This is a genomic window from Ramlibacter sp. JJN2-2R (assembly GCF_057747835.1).
The window spans coordinates 2,947,828-2,972,233 of sequence record NZ_CM173226.1 but is presented as its reverse complement, the minus strand read 5'-3'; the positions used below and the strand labels follow the sequence as shown (position 1 = coordinate 2,972,233).

At 70.7% G+C, this 24,406-nt stretch carries 28 protein-coding genes; 22 read left to right on the top strand and 6 right to left on the bottom strand.

The window, feature by feature from the left end; all coding sequences use genetic code 11:
• Positions 1 to 92: 92 nt before the first annotated feature.
• The 8 genes from AC3ANR_RS14435 to AC3ANR_RS14400 all read left to right on the top strand — a co-directional run bounded on the left by AC3ANR_RS14435 (position 93) and on the right by AC3ANR_RS14400 (position 7,631).
• Entirely contained in the window at positions 93 to 1,265 is a 1,173-nt protein-coding gene (locus AC3ANR_RS14435; RefSeq protein WP_488288796.1) for an ABC transporter substrate-binding protein, read from the top strand.
• A 145-nt stretch (positions 1,266 to 1,410) separates the two neighbouring features.
• Positions 1,411 to 2,286 carry a branched-chain amino acid ABC transporter permease gene (locus tag AC3ANR_RS14430; protein WP_488288795.1) on the top strand — a complete coding sequence of 292 codons (876 nt, stop codon included), beginning with the start codon at positions 1,411 to 1,413 and terminating at the stop codon, positions 2,284 to 2,286.
• Complete coding sequence (locus AC3ANR_RS14425) at positions 2,283 to 3,266, top strand: branched-chain amino acid ABC transporter permease (protein ID WP_488288794.1); 984 nt, start codon at positions 2,283 to 2,285, stop codon at positions 3,264 to 3,266. The genes AC3ANR_RS14430 and AC3ANR_RS14425 overlap by 4 nt, the downstream gene beginning before the upstream one ends.
• A complete protein-coding gene (locus AC3ANR_RS14420; protein ID WP_488288793.1) occupies positions 3,266 to 4,045 on the top strand; it encodes an ABC transporter ATP-binding protein in 780 nt (259 codons plus the stop codon). The genes AC3ANR_RS14425 and AC3ANR_RS14420 overlap by 1 nt, the downstream gene beginning before the upstream one ends.
• Complete coding sequence (locus AC3ANR_RS14415) at positions 4,038 to 4,742, top strand: ABC transporter ATP-binding protein (protein WP_488288792.1); 705 nt, start codon at positions 4,038 to 4,040, stop codon at positions 4,740 to 4,742. Before AC3ANR_RS14420 ends, AC3ANR_RS14415 begins: the two co-directional genes overlap by 8 nt.
• Before the next feature lie 31 nt (positions 4,743 to 4,773).
• Complete coding sequence (locus AC3ANR_RS14410; protein ID WP_488288791.1) at positions 4,774 to 5,751, top strand: tripartite tricarboxylate transporter substrate binding protein; 978 nt, start codon at positions 4,774 to 4,776, stop codon at positions 5,749 to 5,751.
• Positions 5,752 to 5,763: 12 nt separating this feature from the next.
• Entirely contained in the window at positions 5,764 to 6,666 is a 903-nt protein-coding gene (locus tag AC3ANR_RS14405; RefSeq protein ID WP_488288790.1) for a DUF1932 domain-containing protein, read from the top strand.
• A gap of 8 nt (positions 6,667 to 6,674) precedes the next feature.
• A complete protein-coding gene (locus AC3ANR_RS14400; RefSeq protein WP_488288789.1) occupies positions 6,675 to 7,631 on the top strand; it encodes an AEC family transporter in 957 nt (318 codons plus the stop codon).
• A gap of 34 nt (positions 7,632 to 7,665) precedes the next feature.
• On the opposite strand, the gene AC3ANR_RS14395 is transcribed toward AC3ANR_RS14400, so the two are convergent.
• Both AC3ANR_RS14395 and AC3ANR_RS14390 read right to left on the bottom strand, forming a co-directional pair.
• Positions 7,666 to 8,100 (bottom strand): OsmC family protein, encoded by a 435-nt coding sequence (locus tag AC3ANR_RS14395; protein WP_488288788.1) that lies wholly within the window; start codon positions 8,098 to 8,100, stop codon positions 7,666 to 7,668.
• A 90-nt stretch (positions 8,101 to 8,190) separates the two neighbouring features.
• Positions 8,191 to 9,102, bottom strand: coding sequence for a LysR substrate-binding domain-containing protein (locus tag AC3ANR_RS14390; RefSeq protein ID WP_488288787.1), 912 nt, complete (start codon positions 9,100 to 9,102; stop codon positions 8,191 to 8,193).
• A 101-nt stretch (positions 9,103 to 9,203) separates the two neighbouring features.
• Between AC3ANR_RS14390 and AC3ANR_RS14385 the strand changes: the two genes are divergently transcribed.
• The 12 genes from AC3ANR_RS14385 (at position 9,204) to AC3ANR_RS14330 (ending at position 18,447) form a co-directional block, all read left to right on the top strand.
• Positions 9,204 to 9,890, top strand: coding sequence for a substrate-binding domain-containing protein (locus AC3ANR_RS14385; RefSeq protein WP_488288786.1), 687 nt, complete (start codon positions 9,204 to 9,206; stop codon positions 9,888 to 9,890).
• Positions 9,891 to 9,912: 22 nt separating this feature from the next.
• A complete protein-coding gene (locus tag AC3ANR_RS14380) occupies positions 9,913 to 10,941 on the top strand; it encodes an amidohydrolase family protein (protein ID WP_488288785.1) in 1,029 nt (342 codons plus the stop codon).
• 33 nt (positions 10,942 to 10,974) lie between these two features.
• Entirely contained in the window at positions 10,975 to 11,658 is a 684-nt protein-coding gene (ligK, locus tag AC3ANR_RS14375) for a 4-carboxy-4-hydroxy-2-oxoadipate aldolase/oxaloacetate decarboxylase (RefSeq protein ID WP_488288784.1), read from the top strand.
• 10 nt (positions 11,659 to 11,668) lie between these two features.
• On the top strand, positions 11,669 to 12,655 hold the full coding sequence (locus AC3ANR_RS14370) for a tripartite tricarboxylate transporter substrate binding protein (protein ID WP_488288783.1): 987 nt from the start codon (positions 11,669 to 11,671) through the stop codon (positions 12,653 to 12,655).
• Between the two features lie 4 nt (positions 12,656 to 12,659).
• The gene (locus AC3ANR_RS14365; protein WP_488288782.1) at positions 12,660 to 13,592 is read left to right on the top strand and encodes an amidohydrolase family protein; all 933 of its coding nucleotides are present in this window, start codon (positions 12,660 to 12,662) and stop codon (positions 13,590 to 13,592) included.
• 10 nt (positions 13,593 to 13,602) lie between these two features.
• Positions 13,603 to 13,992 carry a protocatechuate 4,5-dioxygenase subunit alpha gene (gene ligA, locus AC3ANR_RS14360; RefSeq protein ID WP_488288781.1) on the top strand — a complete coding sequence of 130 codons (390 nt, stop codon included), beginning with the start codon at positions 13,603 to 13,605 and terminating at the stop codon, positions 13,990 to 13,992.
• Complete coding sequence (locus AC3ANR_RS14355) at positions 13,992 to 14,849, top strand: class III extradiol dioxygenase subunit beta (protein ID WP_488288780.1); 858 nt, start codon at positions 13,992 to 13,994, stop codon at positions 14,847 to 14,849. Before ligA ends, AC3ANR_RS14355 begins: the two co-directional genes overlap by 1 nt.
• Before the next feature lie 82 nt (positions 14,850 to 14,931).
• Entirely contained in the window at positions 14,932 to 15,888 is a 957-nt protein-coding gene (locus AC3ANR_RS14350; RefSeq protein ID WP_488288779.1) for a Gfo/Idh/MocA family oxidoreductase, read from the top strand.
• A 287-nt stretch (positions 15,889 to 16,175) separates the two neighbouring features.
• A complete protein-coding gene (locus AC3ANR_RS14345) occupies positions 16,176 to 16,544 on the top strand; it encodes a GIY-YIG nuclease family protein (RefSeq protein ID WP_488288778.1) in 369 nt (122 codons plus the stop codon).
• Complete coding sequence (locus AC3ANR_RS14340; RefSeq protein ID WP_488288777.1) at positions 16,541 to 16,960, top strand: hypothetical protein; 420 nt, start codon at positions 16,541 to 16,543, stop codon at positions 16,958 to 16,960. Before AC3ANR_RS14345 ends, AC3ANR_RS14340 begins: the two co-directional genes overlap by 4 nt.
• The gene (locus tag AC3ANR_RS14335) at positions 16,957 to 17,430 is read left to right on the top strand and encodes a hypothetical protein (RefSeq protein WP_488288776.1); all 474 of its coding nucleotides are present in this window, start codon (positions 16,957 to 16,959) and stop codon (positions 17,428 to 17,430) included. Before AC3ANR_RS14340 ends, AC3ANR_RS14335 begins: the two co-directional genes overlap by 4 nt.
• Positions 17,431 to 17,439: 9 nt before the next feature.
• On the top strand, positions 17,440 to 18,447 hold the full coding sequence (locus AC3ANR_RS14330; protein ID WP_488288775.1) for an aldo/keto reductase: 1,008 nt from the start codon (positions 17,440 to 17,442) through the stop codon (positions 18,445 to 18,447).
• A 13-nt stretch (positions 18,448 to 18,460) separates the two neighbouring features.
• Here AC3ANR_RS14330 and AC3ANR_RS14325 read toward each other — a convergent pair whose 3' ends face one another.
• The 4 genes from AC3ANR_RS14325 to AC3ANR_RS14310 all read right to left on the bottom strand — a co-directional run bounded on the left by AC3ANR_RS14325 (position 18,461) and on the right by AC3ANR_RS14310 (position 21,714).
• On the bottom strand, positions 18,461 to 19,000 hold the full coding sequence (locus tag AC3ANR_RS14325) for a VOC family protein (RefSeq protein WP_488288774.1): 540 nt from the start codon (positions 18,998 to 19,000) through the stop codon (positions 18,461 to 18,463).
• A gap of 24 nt (positions 19,001 to 19,024) precedes the next feature.
• Positions 19,025 to 19,249, bottom strand: coding sequence for a DUF2783 domain-containing protein (locus AC3ANR_RS14320; protein ID WP_488288773.1), 225 nt, complete (start codon positions 19,247 to 19,249; stop codon positions 19,025 to 19,027).
• 12 nt (positions 19,250 to 19,261) lie between these two features.
• On the bottom strand, positions 19,262 to 20,923 hold the full coding sequence (locus AC3ANR_RS14315) for an FAD-dependent oxidoreductase (protein ID WP_488288772.1): 1,662 nt from the start codon (positions 20,921 to 20,923) through the stop codon (positions 19,262 to 19,264).
• Between the two features lie 185 nt (positions 20,924 to 21,108).
• Positions 21,109 to 21,714, bottom strand: coding sequence for a YqhA family protein (locus AC3ANR_RS14310; protein ID WP_488288771.1), 606 nt, complete (start codon positions 21,712 to 21,714; stop codon positions 21,109 to 21,111).
• Positions 21,715 to 21,875: 161 nt separating this feature from the next.
• Here AC3ANR_RS14310 and acs point away from each other — a divergent pair, with 161 nt between their 5' ends.
• Together acs and AC3ANR_RS14300 are read left to right on the top strand one after the other, a co-directional pair.
• Complete coding sequence (gene acs, locus AC3ANR_RS14305) at positions 21,876 to 23,861, top strand: acetate--CoA ligase (protein WP_488288770.1); 1,986 nt, start codon at positions 21,876 to 21,878, stop codon at positions 23,859 to 23,861.
• A complete protein-coding gene (locus tag AC3ANR_RS14300; protein ID WP_488288769.1) occupies positions 23,861 to 24,373 on the top strand; it encodes an aspartate carbamoyltransferase in 513 nt (170 codons plus the stop codon). Before acs ends, AC3ANR_RS14300 begins: the two co-directional genes overlap by 1 nt.
• The last annotated feature ends 33 nt before the right edge of the window (positions 24,374 to 24,406 follow it).

Genomic DNA, 24,406 nt, shown 5'->3' with positions numbered 1-24,406 from the left:
CGGGCGCGGACACCAAAATCCCGGCAGCCGGCGCCGCGAGCGGGCCGGGCCTGCGCGTGCGACCGTGACCCATTCATCCTGAGGAGACTTCGATGCACAAGAGAACCTTGATCCAGGCCGCGGCGTGCGCCGCGCTGCTGTCGGCCGGCGGACTCGCGTTCGCGCAGGCAGCGCCGTTCAAGATCGGCCTGATCCTCCCCATGACCGGCCAGCAGGCCACCACCGGCCGCCAGATCGAGGCGGCGGCGAAGCTGTGGATGGCGCAGAACGGCGACACCGTGGCCGGCCGCAAGGTGGAACTGATCGTCAAGGACGACACCAGCGTGCCCGACGTCACGCGCCGCCTGGCCCAGGAACTGGTGGTCAACGAGAAGGTCGACGTGCTGGCCGGCATGGGCATCACGCCCTCGGCGCTGGCCACCGCGCCGATCGCCACGCAGTCCAAGACGCCGCTGGTCGTGATGGCCGCCGCCACCTCCAGCATCACCCAGGCCTCGCCCTTCATCGTGCGCAGCAGCTTCACGCTGCCGCAGGTGTCGGTGGCGCTGGCCGACTGGGCGCCCAAGAACAACATCAAGACCGTGGTGACGCTGGTCACCGACTACGGCCCGGGCCTGGACGCCGAGAAGTACTTCAAGGAGCGGTTCCAGTTCAACGGCGGCAAGGTCTCCGAGTCGCTGCGCGTGCCGCTGCGCAACCCGGACTTCGCGCCGTTCCTGCAGAAGGTGCGCGACCTGAAGCCCGACGCGATGTTCGTCTTCGTGCCCTCTGGCGCGGGCGCCGCGGTGATGAAGCAGTTCGCCGAGCGCGGCATGGACAAGGCCGGCATCCGGCTGATCGCCACCGGCGACGTGACCGACGACGACCAGCTCAACGACATGGGCGACACCGCCGTCGGCGTGGTCAGCTCGCACCACTACTCGGCCGCGCACCCGTCGCCGGCCAACAAGAAGTTCGTCGAGGCGTTCCAGAAGGCCAACAAGAACCTGCGCCCGAACTTCATGGCCGTGGGCGGCTACGACGGCATGCGCATCATCTACGAGGCGCTGAAGAAGACCGGCGGCAAGGGCGGCGGCGAGGCGCTCGTCGGCGCCATGAAGGGCCAGATCTTCGAGAGCCCGCGCGGCCCGGTGTTCATCGACGCGCAGACCCGCGACATCGTCCAGAACGTTTACCTGCGCAAGGTGGAGAAGAAGGACGGCCAGCTCTGGAACGTGGAGTTCGACGTCATCAAGGACGTGAAGGATCCGGGCAAGAGCAAGTGAAGTGACTGTCATGCCGGGCTCGACCCGGCATCCAGGCCCGCTGCCCATGCCGGACTGGATTGCGGGTCCAGCCCGCAATGGCACGATCACCGCCCCATGCTGACGACGGGGACTGCCCCTTGCTGACCGACACGGGTACCGCCCCATGCTGACCATCCTCTTCGACGGCATCGCCTACGGCATGCTGCTGTTCATCCTGGCCCTCGGGCTGGCGGTGACCATGGGGCTGATGAACTTCATCAACCTCGCGCACGGCGCGTTCGCCATGGCGGGCGGCTACATCACGGTGCTGCTGATGCAGCGCGCCGGCGTGCCGTTCCTGGCCTGCCTGCCGCTGGCCTTCCTCGGCTCGGCGCTGCTGGGCGCCGCGCTCGAGCGCACGCTGTACCGGCCGCTGTACCGCAAGCCGCACCTGGACCAGGTGCTGTTCTCGATCGGCCTGACCTTCATGGCGGTGGCCGCCGTCGACTACTTCGTCGGCTCCACCCAGCAGATCATCCAGCTGCCCGACTGGCTGCGCGGCCGCACCGAGATCGGCAGCGGCGCATGGACGCTGGGCATGGGCCACTACCGGCTGTTCATCATCGCCGTGTGCGCCGCGCTCACCGTGGTGCTGCAGTTCGTGCTCTCGCGCACCCGCTTCGGCAGCCGGCTGCGCGCCTCGGTGGACGACCAGCGCGTGGCCGCCGGCCTGGGCATCAACGTCAACATCGTGTTCCTGTCCACCTTCGCGTTCGGCTGCGGCCTCGCGGGGCTGGGCGGCGCGCTCGGCGCCGAGGTGCTGGGCCTGGATCCGGGCTTTCCGCTCAAGTACATGATCTATTTCCTGATCGTGGTGGCCGTGGGCGGCACCTCGTCCATCACCGGGCCGCTGCTGGCGGCGCTGCTGCTGGGCATCGCCGACGTGGCCGGCAAGTACTACATCCCCAAGATGGGCGCCTTCATCGTCTATGCGCTGATGATCCTCATCCTGATCTGGCGCCCGCAGGGCCTGTTCGTGCGCCAGGGAGGCAAGGCATGAGCGCGATCTCCGCCGACCGCGCGCAGCGCTCGCTGCTCGCCGCCGCCCGCTGGCGCCCCTGGGAGCCGGTGCTGTGGCTGGTGGCCTTCGCCGCGCCCTTCGTGCTGCCGCAGCACGCGGCCATCGTCAACGAGATCGCCATCACCGCGCTGTTCGCGCTGTCGCTGGACCTGATCCTCGGGTTCACCGGCATCGTTTCGCTCGGCCACGCGGCCTTCTTCGGCTTCGGCGCGTACGCCGCCGCGCTGTTCGCCAAGCACGTCATGCCCGACCCGCTGCTCGGCCTGGCGGCGGCCGTCGCCGGCGCCACCGTGCTGGGCGCGGCGTTCAGCCTCACCATCCAGCGTGGCAGCGACCTCACGCGGCTGATGGTCACGCTGGGCGCGGCGCTGATCCTGCTGGAACTGGCCAACAAGCTCGACTGGCTGACCGGCGGTGCCGACGGCCTGCAGGGCGTGGTGATCGGTCCGCTGCTCGGCAGGTTCGAGTTCGACCTGGCCGGCCGCACGGCCGCCTGCTACTCGCTGGCCGTCCTGCTGGTGCTGTTCCTGCTGGCGCGCCGCCTGGTGAACTCGCCGTTCGGCGCCACGCTGCAGGCGATCCGCGACAACCGCCTGCGCGCGATGGCCATCGGCATCCCGGTGGGCTCGCGCCTGTCGGTGGCCTACACCGTGGCCGCGGCGCTGGCCGGCGCCGCCGGCGCCTTGCTGGCGCAGACCACCGGCTTCGCGTCGCTGGACGTGTTCGCGTTCGACCGCTCGGCCGACGTGCTGCTGATCCTGGTGGTCGGCGGCACGGGCTGGCTCTATGGCGGCGTGCTCGGCGCCATCGTCTTCAAGCTGATGCAGGACTTCCTCTCGGCCATCACGCCGCAGTACTGGACGTTCTGGCTGGGCCTGTTCCTGGTGGTGCTGGTGCTGGTCGGCCGCGACCGGCTGCTCAAGCCCTGGACCTGGTTCGCGCGCCGGAGGGCCGCCTGATGGCCGACACCGTGCTGGCCTGCGAAGGCCTGGTCAAGCGCTTCGGCGGCATCACCGCCACCAACGACGTCACCCTGCGCCTGGAGCGCGGCGCGCGCCACGCCCTGATCGGCCCCAACGGCGCCGGCAAGACGACGCTGATCAACCTGCTCACCGGCGTGCTCGATCCCACCGAGGGGCGCATCACGCTCGACGGCCAGGACATCACCCGGCTCGCGCCGCACCTGCGCGTGCGCCGCGGCATGGTGCGCACGTTCCAGATCAACCAGCTCTTTGCCTCCATGACGCCGCTGCAGACGCTGGCGCTGGTGGTCTCGCAGCAGCGCGGGCTGGGCGGCCGCTTCTGGCAGGCGCTGGGGCGCGACCGCGCGGTGGCCGGGCGCTGCGAGGAGCTGCTGGCGCAGTTCCGCCTCACCGAGGTGATGGACGTGCGCACCGAACACCTGGCCTACGGCAAGCGGCGGTTGCTGGAGATCGCGATCGCGCTCGCCTGCGAGCCGCGCGTGCTGCTGCTGGACGAACCGGTGGCCGGCGTGCCGGCCGGCGAGCGCGAGGAGATCCTGCAGACCGTCGCCGCGCTGCCCGAGGACGTCTCGGTGCTGCTCATCGAACACGACATGGACCTGGTCTTCAGCTTCGCGCGCCGCATGACGGTGCTGGTCAACGGCACCGTGCTCACCGAGGGCACGCCCGACGAGATCGCGGCCGACCCGCGGGTGAAGGAGGTCTACCTGGGCCACGGCGAGGACGCCGCGCACGAGGAGGCCGCCCATGGCTGAACTCCTGCGCGTGGAACGGCTGTCCGCCGGCTACGGCGAAGCGGTGGTGCTGCAGGACGTGTCGTTCGCGCTGGAGGAGGGCGCCACGCTGGCCCTGCTCGGGCGCAACGGCACCGGCAAGACCACGCTGATCAACACCCTGGCCGGCGCGACGCGCCAGCACGGCGGCAGCATGACGCTGGCCGGCCTGGCGCTGCACAAGCTGGCGCCGCACCAGCGCGCCGCCGCCGGCATCGGCTGGGTGCCGCAGGAGCGCAACATCTTCAAGTCGCTCACCGTGCACGAGAACCTCACGGCGGTGGCGCGGCCCGGCAAGTGGACGCCCGACGGCGTCTACAAGATGTTCCCGCGGCTGGCCGAGCGCAAGGGCAACCTGGGCACCCAGCTGTCGGGCGGCGAGCAGCAGATGCTCGCCGTCGGCCGCGCGCTGGTGCTCAACCCGCGCCTGCTGCTGCTGGACGAGCCGCTGGAGGGCCTGGCCCCCATCATCGTCGAGGAACTGCTGCGCGCCATCCGCCGCATCACGCGCGAGGAGGGGCTCTCGGCCATCATCGTCGAGCAGCACCCGCAGGCCATCCTCGCCATCTCCGACAACGCCGTGGTGCTCGATCGCGGCACGATCGTGCACAGCGGCACGGCGCGCGAACTGCGCGACGACGCGGCGCTGCTCGACCGCCTGCTCGGCGTGGCGCGCTAAGCTCTCGCGGTCCCAACCGCCGCCTTCGCCAATGAACCCTCGCCGCCAGTTCCTCCACCGCTTCGCCGCCGTCGCGGCCCTGCCGGCGCTCGCGCACGGCCAGGAGCGCTTTCCGGCCAAGCCGGTGCGCATCGTGGTGCCCAACGCGCCGGGCGGCGCCGCGGACATCACCGCGCGCACGGTCGGCCAGGCCATGGCCGCGGGGCTCGGCCAGGCCGTCGTGATCGACAACAAGCCGGGCGCCGGCGGCGTGGTCGCGGGCGAGCTGGTCGCGCGCGCCGAGCCGGACGGCCACACGCTGCTGCTGGTGTCCAGCGGCACGGCGGTGAGCGCGGCGCTGTTCAAGTCGCTGCCCTTCGACACCCTGCGCGACTTCGCGCCCGTGTCCCAGCTGGCGAGCTTCGACCTGGTGCTGGTGGCCGCCGAGGGCGGGCGCTTCCGCACGCTGCAGGAGCTGCTGGCGTGGGCACGCGCCAATCCGGGCAAGCTGAACATCGGCACGCCGCAGGTGGGCACCACCCAGAACCTGGCGGCCGAACTGTTCAAGACCGCCGCCGGCATCGACGCCCAGGTGGTGCCGTTCAACGGCACGCCGCCGGTGATCACGGCGCTGCGCGCGGGCGAGATCGATGTCGGCCTCGACATCCTGGGCCCGCTCATGGGCCAGATCGGCGCCAAGGCCCTGCGGCCGCTGGCCGTGCTGGGCGACAAGCGTGCGCCGCAGCTGCCGCAGGTGCCGGCGGCGCGCGAGGCCGGCGGCTCCCTCGCCACGTTCCAGGCCAGCTCGTGGAACGGGCTCGCGGTCCCGGCGAAGACGCCGCCCGCGGTGATCGAGCGCCTGAACCGCGAGGTGAACGCGGCGCTGGCGCGGCCCGAGGTGCGCCAGAAGCTGGCCGACCTGAACCTGGTCGCGCAGGGCAGCACCCCCGCGCAGCTGCGCGAGCACCTGGCGGGCGACGTGCGCCGCTGGTCGGAGGTGATCGAGCGCGCCCGCATTCCCCGGCAATAGGAGAGCAACCCAATGCAGATCGAACGCATCGGCGTGGTGGGCTACGGCGAAGTCGGCAAGATCTTCAGCCGCGGCCTGAAGGACCGGCCCGGCGTGCGCCAGGCGAGCGCCTGGGACCTGAAGTTCGCCCAGGCGGCCAGCCGCGACCGCGAAACCGCCCACGCGCGCGAGGCCGGCGTGCAGGCCCAGCCGTCCATGCAGGCGCTGTGCGAGGCGAGCGACCTGGTCATCTCGGCGGTGACCGCGTCCAACACCCTGGCCGTCGCGCGCGAGGCGGCGCCTTACCTGCGCGCCGGCACCATCTTCCTGGACCTCAACTCGGCTTCGCCCGGCACCAAGCAGCAGGCGGCGGCGCTGGTCGACGCGCGCGGGGCGCACTACGTGGAAGCCGGGGTGATGACCTCGGTGCCCCCGTACGGCATTCGCGTGCCGATGCTGCTGGGCGGCGAGCAGGCCCAGGCGCTCGCCGCGGTGCTGGCAGCGTGGGGCCTGGACGCCAGGGCGGTGTCGCCCAAGCTGGGCGTCGCCAGCGCCATCAAGATGTGCCGCAGCGTGATGATCAAGGGCCTGGAGGCGCTGGTCATCGAGAGCTACGCCACCGCGCGCCGATACGGCGTCGAGGACCACGTGCTGCCCACGCTGGCCGAGACCTTCCCGTCCATCGACTGGCCGCAGCAGGGCGCCTATTTCTTCAGCCGCGTCGTGCAGCACGGCAAGCGCCGCGCCGAGGAGATGCGCGAGTCGGCCAACACGGTGCGCGAGGCGGGCTTCGAGCCGTTCATGGCCGCGGCGATTGCCGAGAAGCAGCAGTGGGTGGCGGACCTGGCCGCCGCCGGCGTGTTCGAGGGCATCGCCAAGGATGCTCCCTGGCAGGCCTACGCCGACCGCCTGGTCGACGCCGCGCGCAAGGGCTGACCGCGCGCGTGCCCTCCGTCCTGGCCATCACCGTCCCGATCTACCTGGTGATGGCCGTGGGCTGGCTCGCCACGCGCGCGGGCCTGTTCGCCCGCGCCGAGATGCGCGTGTTCGGCAAGTACGTGATCCACATCGCGCTGCCGGCGCTGCTGTTCAACGCGCTGTCGCAGCGCAGCGTGGCCGAGGTCCTGAACCCCGTCTTCGTGGGCGCCTATGCGCTGGGCTCGCTGCTGGCGATGGCCGCCGGCGTCGCCTGGGCGCGGGCGGCCGGCAAGCCGGTGTCGGCCGCCGCCATCGTCGGCATGGGCATGTCGTGCCCGAACAGCGGCTTCATCGGCTTTCCGCTCGTCATGCAGCTGTTCGGCGCCTCGGTGGCCGGCATCGGGCTCGCGCTGGCGATGGTGGTCGAGAACTTCCTGTTGCTGCCGCTGGCGTTGGCCATCGCCGACAGCGACCTCGGCGAGGCCGGCCGCTCCGGCTCGCGTGGCGAGCGGCTTCGCGCCGCGCTGCGGCAGTCGCTGCGGGGCGCGGTGCGCAACCCGATGATCCACGGCATCGCGGCGGGGTTCGCCTTCTCCCTGCTCGGCTGGCGCCTGCCCGAGCCGGTGGCCAAGGCGGTGAACCTGCTGGCCGTGTCCACCGGCGCCGTGTCGCTGCTGGTGATCGGCGGCTCCCTGGTCGGCATCCACCTGCGCGGGATGGCGCGCGACGTCGCCGCGATCGCCGTGGGCAAGCTGCTGCTGCATCCGCTGGCCGTGCTGGCGATGGTGTGGCTGCTGCCGCCGATGCAGCACGAGCTGCAGGTCGCGGTGGTCGTGATGGCCGCGGTGCCGATGCTGGGGATCTATCCCATCCTGGCGCAGAAGCACGGGCAGGACGGGATGGCGGCCGCGGCCCAGCTCGGCGCCACCATCGTCTCGTTCTTCACCCTCACCGGCGTGATCTGGCTGGCCCAGCGCGCGTGAACGCGAGGCCCGCGGCGGGCCGCCGGCGGCGTGATCAGCCGACCACGAGCGTCGCCTCCACCTCGCACCGCGCGGTGAGCGAATTGGTGACCAGGCAGACCTTCTTGGACTTCTCGAGCGCGTGGCGCGCGATGCCGTGCTGCTGGTCGCCCGGCGTGCGCAGCGTGGCCGCGATGCGCAACTCGGTGAAGCGGCTGACGCCGTCGACGCGGTCGAGCACGCCCTCGACATCGACCTGCAGGTCGGTCCAGTCCAGGCGCGAGGCGCGCGCCACCGAGCGGAACGACAGCAGGTAGCAGTCGGCCACGGCCGCCAGCAGCAGCGTCTCGGGCGACCAGTAGCCGGGCGGCCCGTCGAATTCGGGCGGGGCGGTGGTGTCCAGCGGCGGCAGGCCGGGCGAGTCGAGGCGGACCACGCCGTCGGCGCCGCCCTGGGCCTGGGTGCGATAGCGGTGCGGGAAAGGATGCATGCGGGAAGTCCTTGGGGAAACACCTGCATGCTGCCTGCACCGGGGCAGGGCGCCGTTGACCGGGGTCAACCGTCGCGCTGGCTCACGCCGTCACGCGTGCGGCACCACCTTCGGCGCCGTCTTGCGGATCAGGTCCAGCGTCGCTTCCTGCACCGGGGTTGCCGGCCGCTGCAGGCTGGTGGCCAGCGACAGCCGGATGCGCAGCGGCGGCGTGCCGATCGGCTGGGCGGTGAAGGCCGACGGCCGCGGCGAGTTCAGCAGGGCGTTGCGCGACAGGATGGCGCAGCCCGCGCCGTCGCGCACCAGGTCCAGGATGGCCGTGACGCCGTCGATCTCCAGCGCCACGTCCGGCTTGCAGCCCACGGCCGCCATCGCCGACTCCACGTGCATCCGGATCGCGTTCGGGCGGGTGGGGATGACCAGCGGCAGCGCGGCCACGTCCTGCAGGGCGATCGGGCCGGGCGGCGGATCCTCGGGCAGCCCGGGCGGCCGCGCGCGCACGAGCAGGAGGTCCTCGTCGAGCAGCGGGGTCGCGTCCAGTTCGCGCGAGGGCTGGGCGTTGTACAGCACGGCGATGTCCAGCCGCCCGCTCGCCAGGCCGGCCTCCAGTCCGCTGGACAGCCCTTCGCTGATCGACAGCCGCGCGTCCGGCATGGCCTCGCGGAACGCGCGCGTGAGCGGCACCGTCAGCACGCGGGCCACGCTGCTGGGCAGGCCGACGGCCACCCGGCCCGAGAGGCCGCCGCGCAGGCGGCCCAGGTCCTCGCGCGCGCGCTGGACCTGGTGCAGGATGCCGCGCCCATGGTCGAGGAGCGTCTTGCCGGCTTCGGTGGGCACGGCCCCGCGCCCATTGCGCACCAGCAGCGTCTGCCGCAGCTCGACTTCGAGCAGCCGCACCTGGCGGCTGAGCGCGGGTTGCGCCACGTCCAGCTCGATCGCGGCCCGGGTGAAGCTGCCCAGTTCGGCGACGCGAACGAAATACTCCAGCTGGCGCAGGTCCATGCCCAAAGTGTAGTGGCGCCCGGTCAGGTATACGCGCTTGTTCTAGCTGATAGCGGGGGCAGCGGCTTTGCGGGCCGGAACCGGACCTCCAGAATGCCGTCATGCCCACGACCCTGCGCGGAATCTCGTCCATGGCCACCCGAGTGGTGTTGGGCGAACTCGCGACCGCCTACGAAAGGCAGACCAGCTGCCCGGTGCGCATCGAATCGGTGGGCGGCGTCGATGCCGCCCGGCGCGTGCAGGCCGGCGAGACCTTCGACGTCGTGCTGCTCGCCGCCGATGCCATCGACAAGCTGCTCGCCTCGGGCCACGCCCGCGGCCCGCGCGTGGACATCGTGCGCTCGGGCGTCGCGGTGGCCGTTCGCGCGGGCGCGCCGCGGCCCGGCATCGGCTCCGAGGCCGCGGTGCGCGACGCCGTGCTCGCGGCCCCCACGATCGGCTATTCGACCGGCCCCAGCGGCACCGCGCTGCTCGCGCTGTTCGAGCGCTGGGGCATCGCCGAACAGGTGCGCCAGCGCACCGTGCAGGCGCCACCGGGCGTGCCCGTGGGCTCGCTCGTGGCCAGCGGCGAGGTCGCGCTCGGCTTCCAGCAGTTCAGCGAGCTGAAGGACCTGCCAGGCATCGAGGTGCTCGGCGCGCTGCCCGAGCCGATCGGCATCACCACCATCTTCGCCGGCGCCTTGTGCGCCACCAGCACGCAGCCCGAGGCCGCGCGCGACCTGCTCGCCTTCCTGTCGTCGCCCGCGACGGCGGCGGCCAAGCGGCAGCACGGCATGGAGCCGGCCTGACACCCCGAGGAGACGACACCCCATGATCATCGATTGCCACGGCCACTACACCACGGCGCCCAAGGCGCTGGAAGCGTGGCGCAACCGGCAGATCGCCGGCATCCAGGACCCGGCGCAGATGCCCCGGGTGTCCGAGCTGAAGATCGCCGACGACGACATCCGCGAATCCATCGTCAACAACCAGCTGCGCCTGATGAAGGAGCGCGGCAACGACCTGACGCTGTTCTCGCCGCGCGCCAGCTTCATGGCCCACCACATCGGCGACTTCGAGGTGTCCAGCACCTGGGCCGCCATCTGCAACGAGCTGTGCTTTCGCGTGGCGCAGCTGTTCCCCAAGCACTTCGTGCCGGTGGCGATGCTGCCGCAGTCGCCGGGCGTGGACCCGCGCACGTGCATCCCCGAGCTGGTCAAGTGCGTCGAGCAGTACGGCTGCGTGGGCATCAACCTGAACCCCGACCCTTCGGGCGGCCACTGGAAGGAGCCGCCGCTGACGGACAAGTGGTGGTACCCGATCTACGAGAAGATGGTCGAGTACGACATCCCGGCGATGATCCATGTGAGCACGAGTTGCAACCCGTGCTTCCACACCACCGGCGCGCACTACCTGAACGCCGACACCACCGCCTTCATGCAGTGCGTGCAGGGCGACCTGTTCAAGGACTTCCCGACGCTGCGGTTCCTGATCCCGCACGGCGGCGGCGCCGTGCCGTACCACTGGGGGCGCTTCCGCGGCCTGGCGCAGGAGATGAAGAAGCCGCTGCTCACCGAGCACGTGCTGAACAACATCTTCTTCGACACCTGCGTGTACCACCAGCCGGGCATCGACCTGCTCAACACCGTGATCCCGGTGAAGAACGTGCTGTTCGCCAGCGAGATGATCGGCGCGGTGCGCGGCATCGACCCGACCACGGGCCACTACTACGACGACACCAAGCGCTACATCGACGCCAGCAAGATCCTGAGCGCCGAGGAGAAGCAGGCGATCTTCGAAGGCAACACGCGCCGTGTTTTTCCGCGGCTGGACAAGCTGCTGAAGTCGCGCGGGCATTGAGCATTGCTCCGGACAAGACCAAGGAGACCACAGATGTATGAACTAGGCGTCGTCTACCGCAACATCCAGCGCGCCGACAAGGCCGTCGCCGACGGGCTGGCCCAGTACGGATCGGCCACGGTGCACGAGGCGATGGGCCGCGTGGGCCTGATGAAGCCCTCCATGCGGCCGATCTATGCCGGCGCACAGGTGTCCGGCACCGCCGTCACCGTGCTCGTGCATCCGGGCGACAACTGGATGCTGCACGTGGTGGCCGAGCAGATCCAGCCCGGCGACATCGTCGTGGCCGCCTGCACCTCCGAGAACACCGACGGCTTCTTCGGCGACCTGCTGGCGACCTCGTTCAAGGCGCGCGGCGCGCGCGCGCTGGTCATCGACGCCGGCTGCCGCGACGTGAAGACGCTCACCGAGATGGGCTTTCCGGTCTGGAGCAAGGCGATCAGCGCCAAGGGCACGATCAAGGCCACGCTCGGCTCGGTGAACATCCCGGTGGTGTGCGCGGGCGCGCTGGTGCATCCGGGCGACGTGATCGTGGCCGACGACGACGGCGTCGTCTGCGTGCCCGCCGCCATGGCGCAAAAGACGCTCGAGGCGGCGGCGGCGCGCGAAGCGAACGAAGGCGACAAGCGCGCCAAGCTCGCATCCGGCGTGCTCGGGCTCGACATGTACAAGATGCGCGAGCCGCTGGCCAAGGCCGGCCTGCGCTACATCGACTGAAGGCCCGGACATGAAGAACCACACCCCCTTCACCCGCCGCCGGACGCTGGCGGTCCTGGCCGGCGCGGCCGCCGCGCCGCTCGGCGCGCTGGCGCAGGCCGGCTTCCCGGAGCGGCCCGTCACCATCGTCGTCGGCTATTCGGCCGGCGGCGCGGTCGACGCGGTCGCGCGCACGCTCGGCCAGGCACTGTCGTCCTCGATGGGCCAGCCGTTCGTGATCGAGAACAAGCCCGGCGCCGGCACCAACATCGCCGTCAAGTCCGTCATCGACGCCAAGCCCGACGGCCACACGCTGCTGATGGCCGCGAACGCGCTGGCGGCCAACATGGCGCTGTACAAGCCGCAGCCCTTCGACGCCGAGAAGGACCTGGTGCCGGTCGCGCTGGTCGGCCGCGTGCCGGTGGTGATCGCCGCCAACCCCAAGGCGCCCTTCAACACCATCCAGGAACTGGTCGCCGCGGCCAAGGCCAAGCCCGAGTCCCTCGCCTACGCATCGCCCGGCAACGGCTCCACCCCGCACATGGCGGCCGAGCTGTTCGAGCGCGCCGCGGGCATCTCGCTGCAGCACGTGCCGTACCGCGGCGGCGCGCAGGCCATCACCGACGTGATCGGCGGCCAGGTGCCGCTGCTGGCGATGAACGCGCTGGAGGTCAAGCCGCAGGTCGCCAGCGGCAAGCTCAAGGTGCTGGCCGTGCTGTCGCCGCAGCGCTCCTCGATCTTCCCCGACGTGCCGACGATCGCCGAGTCCGGCTTCAAGGGCTTCGAGGCCTCCGTCTGGTACGCGCTGGTGGCGCCCGCGAAGACGCCGGTGGCGGTGCTGGACAAGCTGCACGCCGAGGTGCAGAAGGCGCTGGCCTCGCCGCAGGTGCGCGAGCGCATGACCGCCGTCGGCGGCGAAGTGATCCCGGGCAGCCGCGAGATGATGGCCTCGCTGCTGCATTCGGAGCGCCAGCGCTACGAGAAGCTGGTGCGCGAGGCCAACATCAAACCGGATTGATCCCATGAGCAAACCCACGAGCGGCGGGTTCGAGAAGACGCCGGGCTGGCTGGACTGGTACGCCGGACCGAGCAAACCGCGCTTCCAGGTCCCGCCCGGCAGCGTCGACGCGCACTGCCACGTGTTCGGCCCGGGCGCGCAGTTTCCCTACGCCCCCGAGCGCAAGTACACGCCGTGCGACGCGGGCAAGGAGCAGCTGTTCGCGCTGCGCGACCACCTGGGCTTCGAGCGCAACGTGATCGTGCAGGCCACCTGCCACGGCGCGGACAATCGCGCGCTGGTCGATGCATTGCGGCACTCGGACGGCCGGGCGCGCGGCGTGGCCACCGTGCGGCGCGGCGTCACCGACGAGGAGCTGCGCGACATGCACGCGGCCGGCGTGCGCGGCGTGCGCTTCAACTTCGTCAAGCGGCTGGTGGACTTCACGCCCAAGGACGAGCTGATGGAGATCGCCGGCCGCATCGCCCCGCTGGGCTGGCACGTGGTGATCTACTTCGAGGCGGTGGACCTGCCCGAGCTGTGGGACTTCTTCACCGCCCTGCCGACGACGGTGGTGGTGGACCACATGGGCCGGCCCGACGTGTCCAAGCCGGTCGAGGGACCGGAGTTCGGCCTGTTCCTGAAGTTCATGCGCGAGCACGCCAACGTGTGGAGCAAGGTGAGCTGTCCCGAGCGGCTGTCGCTGTCCGGCCCGCCGGCGCTGCACGGCGAGCAGAATGCGTATCGCGACGTCGTGCCGTTCGCGCGCAAGGTGGTCGAGGCCTTCCCCGACCGCGTGCTGTGGGGCACCGACTGGCCGCACCCGAACCTGAAGGGCCACATGCCCGACGACGGCCTGCTGGTGGACTTCATCCCGCACATCGCCACCACGCCCGAGCTGCAGCGCAAGCTGCTGGTGGACAACCCCACGCGCCTGTACTGGCCCGAACTGACCTGAGGAGGGCTCCATGCCCCTCGACAAACCCTACACCGACGTCCCCGGCACGACCATCTTCGACGCCGAGCAGAGCCGCAAGGGCTACTGGCTCAACCAGTTCTGCATGTCGCTGATGAAGGCCGCCAACCGCGAGCGCTTCAAGGCCGACGAGCGCGCCTACCTGGACGAGTGGCCGATGACGCCGGAGCAGAAGCAGGCCGTGCTGGCGCGCGACCTGAACCGCTGCATCCAGCTGGGCGGCAACATCTACTTCCTGGCCAAGATCGGCGCCACCGACGGCAAGAGCTTCCAGCAGATGGCCGGCTCGATGACCGGCCTGACCGAGGAGCAGTACCGCGACATGATGATCGGCGGCGGCCGGCCGGTCGAGGGCAACCGCTACACGCACGAGAAGAAGTAATGGCCAAGATCACCGCATCCGTCTACACCTCGCACGTGCCGGCCATCGGCGCCGCGATGGACCTGGGCAAGACACAGGAGCCGTACTGGCAGAAGGTCTTTGCCGGCTACGAGTATTCGCGCCAGTGGATGAAGGACAACAAGCCGGACGTCGTGTTCCTGGTCTTCAACGACCACGCCACGGCGTTCAGCCTGGAGATGATCCCCACCTTCGCGATCGGCACCGCCGACCACTACAAGGTCGCCGACGAGGGCTGGGGCCCGCGCCCGGTGCCGGACGTCGAAGGCGCCCCGGAGCTGGCCGCTCACATCGCGCAGTCGGTGATCCAGCAGGACTTCGACCTCACCATCGTCAACAAGATGGACGTCGACCATGGCCTCACGGTGCCGCTGTCGCTGATGTGCGGCGACGCCAGGCAGTGGCCGTTCAAGGTGATTCCCTTCGCCGTCAACGTGGTGCAGTACCCGGTGCCCAGCGGCATGCGCTGCTTCCGCCTGGGCCAGGCGATCCGCAAGGCGGTCGAGTCGTTCGACGAGGACCTGAACGTGCAGATCTGGGGCACCGGCGGCATGAGCCACCAGCTGCAGGGTCCGCGCGCCGGCCTGATCAACAAGGAATGGGACAACAAGTTCCTGGACCGCCTGATCGACGATCCCGAGGGCCTGGCCGCCGTGCCGCACATCGAGTACGTGCGCGAGGCCGGCAGCGAGGGGATCGAGCTGGTGATGTGGCTGATCGCGCGCGGCGCGATGGCCGACGTCGCCGGCGGCCCCAAGCCCACCGTGAAGCACCGCTTCTACCATGTGCCCGCCTCGAACACGGCGGTGGGGCACCTGATCCTGGAGAACGCCACATGACCCCCCCACGCTCCGCACTTCGTGTCGTCGCTGCCCCCCTGGGGGGCCCCAGCCTCCTAGAGGCGGCTCGTCGGAGGCTGGCATGACGACCAAGCCCCTGCGCGTCGCGCTCGCCGGTGCCGGCGCCTTCGGCCAGAAGCACCTGGACGCCCTGAAGCTGATCGACGGCGTGCAGGTCACCTCGGTGGTCGGCCGCGAGCTGGACAAGACCAAGGAGGTCGCGGCCAGGTACGGCATCGGCCACGTGGCCACCGACCTGGCCGAGAGCCTGGCGCGCCCCGACGTCGACGCCGTCATCCTGTGCACGCCCACGCAGATGCACGCCGGGCAGGCGCTCGCGTGCCTGCGCGCCGGCAAGCACGTGCAGGTGGAGATCCCGCTGTGCGACAACCTGGCCGACGGCCGGGCGGTGGTGGACCTGCAGAAGAAGACCGGCCTGGTCGCGATGTGCGGCCACACGCGGCGCTTCAATCCCAGCCACCAGTACGTGCACAAGAAGATCGAGGCGGGCGAGTTCCACATCCAGCAGATGGACGTGCAGACCTACTTCTTCCGCCGCACCAACATGAACGCCCTCGGCCAGCCGCGCAGCTGGACCGACCACCTGCTGTGGCACCACGCCGCCCACACGGTGGACCTGTTCCAGTACCAGACCGGCAGCCGCGTGGTGAAGGCCAACGCGATCCAGGGCCCGATCCACCCCACGCTGGGCATCGCCATGGACATGAGCATCCAGCTGCAGGCCGAGAACGGCGCCATCTGCACGCTGTCGCTGTCGTTCAACAACGACGGTCCGCTGGGCACGTTCTTCCGCTACATCGGCGACACGGCGACCTACATCGCCCGCTACGACGACCTGTTCAACGGCAAGGACGAGAAGATCGACGTCTCGAAGGTCGACGTCTCGATGAACGGCATCGAACTGCAGGACCGCGAGTTCGTCGCGGCCATCCGCGAGGGCCGCGAGCCGAATGCCAGCGTGGCCAAGGTGCTGCCTTGCTACGAGGTGCTGGACCGGCTGGAGAAGCAGCTGGGCTGATCCCGCGGCCGCTCCCCCTGGATTCCGGCTTGCGCCGGAATGACGGGGTGTGTCCTGTCCTTGCGGGCTCGATCCGCAATCCAGGAGAGCAGCGGCCCTGCGGGCCGCGCCTGGATCCCGGGCTACGCCGGGATGACAACGTCTGTAGAATCGCGGCCGAGGCGCTGAGGGGCGCCTTCCCGCACAAGAGGCTCTCACCCTCGTCACACGCTTTCACGACCGGACAGCCTTCCCTGTTTCGTCGGCCCCCTGCGCGGGAACGGGCCACCAGCGAACAAGGACCTGTCATGGCATTTCCCGCCGCATCCCCCTCCGACCGCGCCCGCCGGCGCGACCTCGCGCGCGAGGCGCGCGATGCCTTTGCGCCCATGGGCGTCTACGCGATCCACAACCTGGCCACCGGCGATGTGAAGGTCGCGGCCAGCCGCAACGTGCCGGGCGCCCTCAACCGGCTGCGCTTCGAGCTGCAGCAGCGCGGGCACCGCGACCGCGCGCTGCAGGACGCCTGGAACCGCCTCGGCGACACGGCGCTGCGCGTCGACGTGCTCGCGATGGTGAAGGAGCGAAGCGACCCGGCGTTCGACCCCGACGCCGAACTCGCCGATCTGCTGGCGCTGTGGCGCGACGAACTGGCGCAGAAGGGAGACGCGCCATGAATGCGTTGCGCTGCTGCCTGGACCTGCACCGCGCCAACGCTGCCTTGCAGCGCAAGCTGGATGAGGAGCTCGGCTTCTTCCACGGCGTTGGATGGGACGAGTTCGCCTTGCTGTCGCTGCTCGACGCAGCGCCCGCGGGGGTGCGCCTCGAGCAACTGGCCGCCTGCCTCGGGCTGGTGCCGTCCGCGGCGTTGCGCGGCCTGCCGCCGCTGGAGAAGACCGGGCTCGTTGCACGCCGGCGCGGCGAGGACGGGCTGCGCATCGGGTTGCTGCCCGGCGGACGCCGTCTGCTCGCCGAAGCGCGCGAGACGGCCGCCGGCATCTGCGACGGGGCGCTGGGCGCGGAGCGCGACCTGCCGGCCGCCGCGGCCGTGCTCGGACGGCTGTCGGGCAGCGAGGCGCTGCGCGTGCGATGAGCGCCGCCGTCGAGGAACTGAAGGTCCGCGCGCGGGTGCGGCTCAACGCGCTGCGCAAGGCAGGCGCGCAGGGCAAGCTGCGGGATCTGCTGCACGAGGCCGCGCGTGAGGTGGGATTCGCACATTGGGAGCACGCCCGCCGCGTGCTGTCGGGCGAGGCCCTCAGGGGCGAGGACCTGGGCACCTTCTGGCATTCGCCGCGGACCAGCGCGCTGCTCAACGAGTGGTTCGCCGACGCGCAGGCAGCGCGCGAGGCGCATGCGCGCTCGCGCACGGGCTTCCTGCTGCCGTACAGGCGCCAGGTCGTGCTGGTGCAGCAGGACTTCATCCGCGAACTGGCGCTGGACCCGGGCGACCCGGCGTGGGAGGCGGCGGGCCGCGACCTGGTCGCGGCGTACGGCTCGCCGGCCTGGGCCGCCCTGGCGGACCAGCGGGTGCGCGCGCCGCGGTCGAGCTTCGAGGGCGGCTAAGCTCGCCGCATGCAACACCGAACGATTGGTCCCTTCACCGTCTCGGGCATCGGCCTGGGCTGCATGAACCTCAGCCATGCCTACGGCACGCCGCCTTCGGCCGAGCAGGGCGAGCGCGTGCTGCTCGCGGCGCTGGACGCCGGCGTGACGCTGTTCGACACCGCGGCGCTGTACGGCTTCGGCGCCAACGAGACGCTGGTGGGGCGCGTGCTCAAGCCGCACCGCGGCGGCATCACGCTGGCCAGCAAGGGCGGCATGGCGGGCGTCACCGGCGACGACGGCGCGGTGCGGCGCGTGATCGACGGGCGGCCCGAGGCGATCCGCAGGAACTGCGAGGACAGCCTGCGCCGGCTGCAGACCGACGTCATCGACCTGTACTACCTGCACCGCTGGGACAAGAAGGTGCCGATCGAGGACAGCGTCGGCGCGATGAGCCGGCTGGTGGAGCAGGGCAAGGTCCGCACGCTGGGCCTGTCGGAGGTGTCGGCGGCGACGATCCGCCGCGCGCATGCCGTGCACCCGATCGCCGCCGTGCAGACCGAGTACTCGCTGTGGACGCGCAATCCCGAGATCGCGGTGCTGGACACCTGCCGCGACCTGGGCATCGCGTTCGTGGCCTTCAGCCCGGTGGCGCGCGGCTTCCTGTGCGACGCGCTGCCGGACGCGGCCGCGCTGGACGCCAAGGACATCCGCCGCACCATGCCCCGGTTCGCGCCGGAGCATTACGCGCGCAACCTGCAACTGCTGCCCGGCTACAAGGCGCTGGCGCAGGAAGCCGGCTGCACGCCGGCGCAGCTGGCGCTCGCGTGGCTGCTGCACAAGCGCGGCGACATCATCCCGATCCCCGGCACGACCAGCGTCGGGCACCTGCGCGAGGACCTCGCGGCGGCGGACGTGCGGCTCGATGCGGGCCTGGTGCAGCGGCTGGAGGCCCACGTCAACCAGCAGACGGTCAGCGGCAACCGCTACGGCGCGCAGGCGCGCGCCGAAGTCGACACCGAGGAATTCCCGGAATAGTCCGGAGGGCGTGTCAGGCGCCCGCCAGTTCCTTCTCGTGCATCCACGCCGCGTGCTTGGGCGCGCGGCGCGTGCGGCTCCACTCCTCCAGCATCTCCCACTTCACCGCGTCCATGCGCTCGAGCATCTCGGGCGTGGCGGTGTTGGCCGCCAGCTCGACGCGGTGGCCGTTGGGGTCGTAGAAGTAGATCGAGCGGAACAGCGTGTGCTCGGTGGGGCCGACCACGGGGATGCCGGCCGCCTCGAGCCGCTCCTTGGCCGCCATCATCTCCTCGACGCTGGGCACCTCGAACGCGATGTGCTGCACCCACGGCGGCGTGTTCGGGTCGCGGCCCATCGGCGGGGAGTTCGGGATCTCGAAGAAGGCCAGCACGTTGCCGCTGCCGGCGTCCAGGAACACGTGCATGTAGGGGTCGGGCTCGTGCGTCGAGGGCACCTGGTCCTCGGCGATGGCCAGCACGAACTTCATGCCGAGGTGCTTGCCGTACCACTCGACGGTTTCCTTGGCGTCGCGGCAGCGGTAGGCCACGTGGTGGATCTTGCGGATGGACATGGATGGATCTCCTCTCTTGGGGTTTCAGAGGTCGCGCCGGGCGAGTGCCAGCGCTTCCCGGATCACGGCGATGTCGCCGATGTGGTTGGACAGCAGCAGCACCAGGCGGGCATTGAGCTGCTCGCTCTGCTCGTCGCCCAGGTCCCGGTGGGCGTCGATGAGCGCCTGGTAGAAGTCGTCGCCGGGGCTGAAGTCACGGAAATAGCGCTTGCCGGGTTCGGCGAAGTTCGGGGCCAGTTGCAGCGGCATGGCGGGGCTCCTTCAGGCGTTGCCGGTGGCGCGCGCCAGGGCGGCGGCGACCCTGGCGGGTTCGAACGTGCGCCAGCGGGCGACGACGTGCTGGTCCGGGCGCAGCAGGTAGGCCGTGCCCGGCGTGGCGTCGTAGCGCGCCGCCACCAGCCCCTGGCTGTCGGCCAGCACGCGCAGGCCGCGCAGCTCGCCGCCCGCGGGCGTGACCACCACGGTGCGCACGGGGATCGCGCCCGAGGCCAGCGCATCGAGCCGGTCGCGCCACTGCGGCGTCACCTTGCCCGCGTCGCCCAGGAACAGCAGCAGCACGAAGGCGTTGCCCACCTGGTCGAGCAGCCAGGCCGGACGGCCGTCCACCTCGACCGGCGCGTCGGCCATCGGCGCGCCGGGCACCATGTCGCCGGCGAACGCCTCGCCGTCGGGCGTGTTCAGGCGCGAGTGCACCAGGTAGCTGGGCACCGAGAGCCGGCCCGAGTTCACCAGCTTGCGGGCGAACGCGTGCTCGCGCGCCAGGTGCAGCACCGCGTTGCGGAAGGTGCGGCTCGCGCGGCTCTTGGGCGTGATGAAGTCGGTCGAGCGGGTCGAGTTCAGCAGGTTCTCGTCGGCGGCGAACGTGCGGTCCTCGCTGTAGGTGTCCAGCAGCGTGGCGGGCGCGCGGCCCTCGATCACGAGGCGCAGCTTCCACAGCAGGTCGTCGGTGTCCTGGAAGCCCGAGTTCGCACCGCGCGCGCCGAACGGGGAGACCTGGTGCGCGGCGTCGCCCACGAACAGCACGCGGCCGGCGCGGAAGTCCTTCATGCGCCGGCACTGGAAGGTGTAGACGCTCACCCACTCCAGCTCGAACGGGCGCGCGTCGCCCAGCATGGCGCGGATGCGCGGGATCACCTTCTGCGGCTTCTTCTCCTCCTCCGGGTCGGCGTCCCAGCCGAGCTGGAAGTCGATGCGCCAGACGTTGTCGCTCTGCTTGTGCAGCAGCACGGTCTGGTTGGGATGGAAGGGCGGGTCGAACCAGAGCCAGCGCTCGGCCGGGTAATCCGCCTGCATCACCACGTCGGCGATGAGGAAGCGGTCCATGAAGATGCGGCCGTCGACCTCCAGCCCCAGCATGCGCCGGATCGGGCTGCGTGCGCCGTCGGCGGCCACCAGCCAGTCGGCCTCGATCGCGAACACGCCGTCCGGCGCCTCGACCTGCAGCCGCACGTGGTCGGCCTCGGCCTGCACCGACACCACCTTGCACTTCCAGCGCAGGTCCACACCGAGCTCGCGCGCGCGGGCCACCAGCATCTCCTCCAGGTGGTACTGCTGCAGGTTGATCATGCCCGGGCGCTTGTGGCCCGGCTCGGGCACCAGGTCGAACCGGTAGACCTCCTCGTCGCGAAAGAACGTGCGCCCCACGTTCCAGCCGACGCCGCGGTCGCAGACCGCGTCGCCCACGCCCAGCCGGTCCAGGATCTCCAGCGCGCGCTTGGCGTAGCACACGGCGCGCGAGCCGACCGAGACGGTGTCGTCCTCGTCGAACACCAGCACCGGCAGCCCCTGCAGCCGCGCGTCGATGGCCGCGGCCAGGCCCACGGGGCCGGCGCCCACCACGACGAGCGGGCGCCGCTGCGGCGGCTCGCCGCGCAGGTCGGCCGTGCTCGCGGCGGCAAAGCGCGGATAGGCGTAGGTCCCCATCGGGTGTCTCCTCGGGTCGTCCGGCGCGGGTCGCCGGCGTGCAGGAGAATTTACCGATGCGAAATGCGTTTCACTAAACGTAATTCGCCACGCACTTGATCTGGATCAGGAAACGCGCGTGCGCGGGCCGGCGGGGCCGGTCCGCGGGGCTGCAGGGGAAGTGGGCGGCCGGGAGCCGCCGCGCGTCAGTGCGGCTCGCCGGCGCGCGTCATCAGCCGGTCGGTGAAGGCGATCGCCATCGCCGAGAGCAGGAAGGCGATGTGGATCGCCGTCTGGGCGACCAGCACGCGGTCGGAGTAGTTGTCGGCGTTGATGAACGTCTTGAGCAGGTGGATCGAGCTGATGCCGATGATGGCGGTGGCCAGCTTGACCTTGAGCACCGACGCGTTCACGTGGCTCAGCCACTCGGGCTGGTCGGGGTGGCCCTCGAGGTTCATGCGGCTCACGAAGGTCTCGTAGCCGCCCACGATCACCATGATCAGCAGGTTGGAGATCATCACCACGTCGATCAGCGCCAGCACCACCAGCATGATCACCGTCTCGTTCAGCGTCGAGGGCGGGGTGGTGGCCTTGTAGCCGATGCTCGTGACCAGCTGCTGCAGTGCCGCCTGGCTGCCGGCGGCGGCCTCGATCAGGTGCCACAGCTCGATCACGAAGTGCACCACGTAGACCGCCTGCGCCGCGATCAGCCCGAGGTACAGCGGCAGCTGCAGCCAGCGGCTGGCGAAGATCAGGCCGGGCAGGGGGCGCAGCGGCAACCGGCCGCTCGGCGTGGGGTTCGGGTCTTGCATGGGGCTTGGGCAGGGCGAGGATGGATGAGCCGAGGCATTGTAGGTTTGGCGGTGCGGCAGCCCTTGGCCGCGGGAGGGACAATGTCAGCTGCGGGAAAGTCAGTGGTTTGTAAGTGCGTCCGTCGACAGTACGCCGCGATTCCCCCATCCGGAGACACACCATGAGCGCCATCGAGTCCGTCCTGGTTGAAAACCGCGTCTTCCCTCCGCCCGAGTCGGCGGTGCGCGGCGCCCGCATCGCGGGCATGGCCGCGTACGAGGCGCTGTGCCAGGAGGCCGAGCGGGACTTCGAGGGCTTCTGGGCCCGGCTGGCGCGCGAGAACGTGCAGTGGACCAGGCCGTTCACGAAGACGCTGGACGAATCGAAGGCGCCGTTCTACCGCTGGTTCGACGACGGCGAGCTCAATGCGTCGGCCAACTGCCTGGACCGGCACGTGGGCACGCCGGTGGAGAACAAGACGGCCATCGTCTTCGAGGCCGACGACGGCGCGGTGACCCGGGTCACCTACAAGGAGCTGCTGGCGCGCGTGAGCCGCTTCGCCAACGCGCTGAAGGCGCAGGGCATCGCCAAGGGCGACCGCGTGATCATCTACATGCCGATGACGATCGACGGCGTGGTCGCCATGCAGGCCTGCGCGCGCATCGGCGCCACGCACAGCGTGGTGTTCGGCGGCTTCTCGGCCAAGGCGCTCAACGAGCGCATCATCGACGCCGGCGCGGTGGCCGTGATCACGGCCAACTACCAGATGCGCGGCGGCAAGGAGCTGCCGCTCAAGGCCATCGTCGACGAGGCGATCGACATGGGCGGCTGCACGACGCTCAGGAGCGTGCTGGTCTACATGCGCACGCCCACGGCGTGCAACATGGTGGCCGGGCGCGACAGGACCTTCGACGACGTGCTGCAGGGCCAGTCCGACCAGTGCGCGCCGGTGCCGGTCAACGCCGAGCATCCGCTGTTCATCCTGTACACCTCCGGCTCCACCGGCAAGCCCAAGGGCGTGCAGCACGCCACCGGCGGCTACCTGCTGTGGGCCAAGCTCACGATGGACTGGACGTTCGACCTGCGCACCGAGGACGTCTTCTGGTGCACGGCCGACATCGGCTGGATCACCGGCCACACCTACGTCGCCTACGGCCCGCTGGCCGCCGGCGCCACCCAGGTCATCTTCGAGGGCATCCCCACGTACCCGAACGCGGGCCGCTTCTGGCAGATGATCGAGAAGCACAAGGTCACCATCTTCTACACCGCGCCGACGGCCATCCGCTCGCTGATCAAGGCGTCCGAGACCGACGCGAAGGTGCACCCGAAGAACTGGGACCTGTCGTCGCTGCGCATCCTGGGCAGCGTGGGCGAGCCGATCAACCCCGAGGCCTGGATGTGGTACCACCGGAACGTGGGCGGCGAGCGCTGCCCGATCGTGGACACGTTCTGGCAGACCGAGACCGGCGGCCACATGATCACGCCGCTGCCGGGCGCCACGCCGCTGGTGCCGGGCTCGTGCACGCTGCCGCTGCCCGGCATCATGGCCGCCATCGTCGACGAGACGGGCAAGGACATCCCGAACGGCTCGGGCGGCATGCTGGTGGTCAAGCGTCCGTGGCCGTCGATGATCCGCACCATCTGGGGCGACCCGGAGCGGTTCAAGAAGAGCTACTTCCCGGAGGAGATGGGCGGCAGGCTGTACCTGGCCGGCGACGGCGCGGTGCGCGACGCCAAGACCGGCTACTTCCGCATCACCGGCCGCATCGACGACGTGCTGAACGTCTCGGGCCACCGCCTGGGCACGATGGAGATCGAATCGGCGCTGGTGGCCAAGACCGACCTGGTGGCCGAAGCCGCCGTGGTCGGCCGGCCCGACGATTTGACCGGCGAGGCCGTCTGCGCCTTCGTCGTGCTCAAGCGCCCGCGCCCCACCGGCGACGAGGCCAGGCAGATCGCCAACGAGCTGCGCAACTGGGTGGCCAAGGAGATCGGCCCGATCGCCAAGCCCAAGGACATCCGCTTCGGCGAGAACCTGCCCAAGACGCGCAGCGGCAAGATCATGCGCCGCCTGCTGCGCAGCATCGCCAAGGGCGAGGCGATCACCCAGGACACCAGCACGCTGGAGAACCCGGCGATCCTGGAGCAGCTGGCCGAGAGGCTGTGATGCGAGTCTGCGTCCGCGCCGCGCTGGCCTCGCTGCTCGCGCTGGCCCTGACGTCCAGCTTCGCCGCCGACGCGGCGCGCCAGGCCGAGGTGGCCCGGCGCGGCCCGGACGTGATGCCGTTCAGCCTGCAGGCCACCCGGCACGTCTTCACCAGGACCGCGCACGGCGGCACGCAGCGCGTGGTGGTGCGGCGCCAGGGCGACACGGAGCAGGTGAAGCTGGTGCGCGCCCACCTGATGGAGATCCGCGGGCAGTTCGAGCGGCGCGACTTCTCGGGGCCCGCGCACCTGCACGGCGAGGACATGCCCGGCCTGGCCGAGTTGCGCGCCGCGGCGCCGGGCGCGGTGACCGTGCGCTACCGCGACGTGCCCGGCGGCGGCGAACTGGCCTACCGGTCCGCCGACCCGAAGCTGGTGGCCGCGCTGCACCGCTGGTTCGATGCCCAGGTGTCGGACCACGGGCCCGATGCCGCCCAAGGGCACGGCATGCACCACCAGAGCCACGCCAGGTAGCGGCGCTGGTGCCGGCAACCTGTTGGGGCCCGC

Bases quoted from the DNA above. Each gene is read 5' to 3' on its own strand.
- AC3ANR_RS14365 (WP_488288782.1), top strand. From the start codon at position 12,660: ATGAGCAAACCCACGAGCGGCGGGTTCGAGAAGACGCCGGGCTGGCTG.
- AC3ANR_RS14415 (WP_488288792.1), top strand. From the start codon at position 4,038: ATGGCTGAACTCCTGCGCGTGGAACGGCTGTCCGCCGGCTACGGCGAA.
- AC3ANR_RS14310 (WP_488288771.1), bottom strand. From the start codon at position 21,714: ATGCAAGACCCGAACCCCACGCCGAGCGGCCGGTTGCCGCTGCGCCCC.
- AC3ANR_RS14420 (WP_488288793.1), top strand. From the start codon at position 3,266: ATGGCCGACACCGTGCTGGCCTGCGAAGGCCTGGTCAAGCGCTTCGGC.
- AC3ANR_RS14330 (WP_488288775.1), top strand. From the start codon at position 17,440: ATGCAACACCGAACGATTGGTCCCTTCACCGTCTCGGGCATCGGCCTG.
- AC3ANR_RS14370 (WP_488288783.1), top strand. From the start codon at position 11,669: ATGAAGAACCACACCCCCTTCACCCGCCGCCGGACGCTGGCGGTCCTG.
- AC3ANR_RS14395 (WP_488288788.1), bottom strand. From the start codon at position 8,100: ATGCATCCTTTCCCGCACCGCTATCGCACCCAGGCCCAGGGCGGCGCC.
- AC3ANR_RS14300 (WP_488288769.1), top strand. From the start codon at position 23,861: ATGCGAGTCTGCGTCCGCGCCGCGCTGGCCTCGCTGCTCGCGCTGGCC.
- AC3ANR_RS14385 (WP_488288786.1), top strand. From the start codon at position 9,204: ATGCCCACGACCCTGCGCGGAATCTCGTCCATGGCCACCCGAGTGGTG.
- acs (WP_488288770.1), top strand. From the start codon at position 21,876: ATGAGCGCCATCGAGTCCGTCCTGGTTGAAAACCGCGTCTTCCCTCCG.
- AC3ANR_RS14405 (WP_488288790.1), top strand. From the start codon at position 5,764: ATGCAGATCGAACGCATCGGCGTGGTGGGCTACGGCGAAGTCGGCAAG.
- AC3ANR_RS14435 (WP_488288796.1), top strand. From the start codon at position 93: ATGCACAAGAGAACCTTGATCCAGGCCGCGGCGTGCGCCGCGCTGCTG.
- ligK (WP_488288784.1), top strand. From the start codon at position 10,975: ATGTATGAACTAGGCGTCGTCTACCGCAACATCCAGCGCGCCGACAAG.
- AC3ANR_RS14315 (WP_488288772.1), bottom strand. From the start codon at position 20,923: ATGGGGACCTACGCCTATCCGCGCTTTGCCGCCGCGAGCACGGCCGAC.
- AC3ANR_RS14425 (WP_488288794.1), top strand. From the start codon at position 2,283: ATGAGCGCGATCTCCGCCGACCGCGCGCAGCGCTCGCTGCTCGCCGCC.
- AC3ANR_RS14320 (WP_488288773.1), bottom strand. From the start codon at position 19,249: ATGCCGCTGCAACTGGCCCCGAACTTCGCCGAACCCGGCAAGCGCTAT.
- AC3ANR_RS14340 (WP_488288777.1), top strand. From the start codon at position 16,541: ATGAATGCGTTGCGCTGCTGCCTGGACCTGCACCGCGCCAACGCTGCC.
- AC3ANR_RS14430 (WP_488288795.1), top strand. From the start codon at position 1,411: ATGCTGACCATCCTCTTCGACGGCATCGCCTACGGCATGCTGCTGTTC.
- AC3ANR_RS14335 (WP_488288776.1), top strand. From the start codon at position 16,957: ATGAGCGCCGCCGTCGAGGAACTGAAGGTCCGCGCGCGGGTGCGGCTC.
- AC3ANR_RS14325 (WP_488288774.1), bottom strand. From the start codon at position 19,000: ATGTCCATCCGCAAGATCCACCACGTGGCCTACCGCTGCCGCGACGCC.
- AC3ANR_RS14345 (WP_488288778.1), top strand. From the start codon at position 16,176: ATGGCATTTCCCGCCGCATCCCCCTCCGACCGCGCCCGCCGGCGCGAC.
- ligA (WP_488288781.1), top strand. From the start codon at position 13,603: ATGCCCCTCGACAAACCCTACACCGACGTCCCCGGCACGACCATCTTC.
- AC3ANR_RS14355 (WP_488288780.1), top strand. From the start codon at position 13,992: ATGGCCAAGATCACCGCATCCGTCTACACCTCGCACGTGCCGGCCATC.
- AC3ANR_RS14380 (WP_488288785.1), top strand. From the start codon at position 9,913: ATGATCATCGATTGCCACGGCCACTACACCACGGCGCCCAAGGCGCTG.
- AC3ANR_RS14390 (WP_488288787.1), bottom strand. From the start codon at position 9,102: ATGGACCTGCGCCAGCTGGAGTATTTCGTTCGCGTCGCCGAACTGGGC.
- AC3ANR_RS14410 (WP_488288791.1), top strand. From the start codon at position 4,774: ATGAACCCTCGCCGCCAGTTCCTCCACCGCTTCGCCGCCGTCGCGGCC.
- AC3ANR_RS14350 (WP_488288779.1), top strand. From the start codon at position 14,932: ATGACGACCAAGCCCCTGCGCGTCGCGCTCGCCGGTGCCGGCGCCTTC.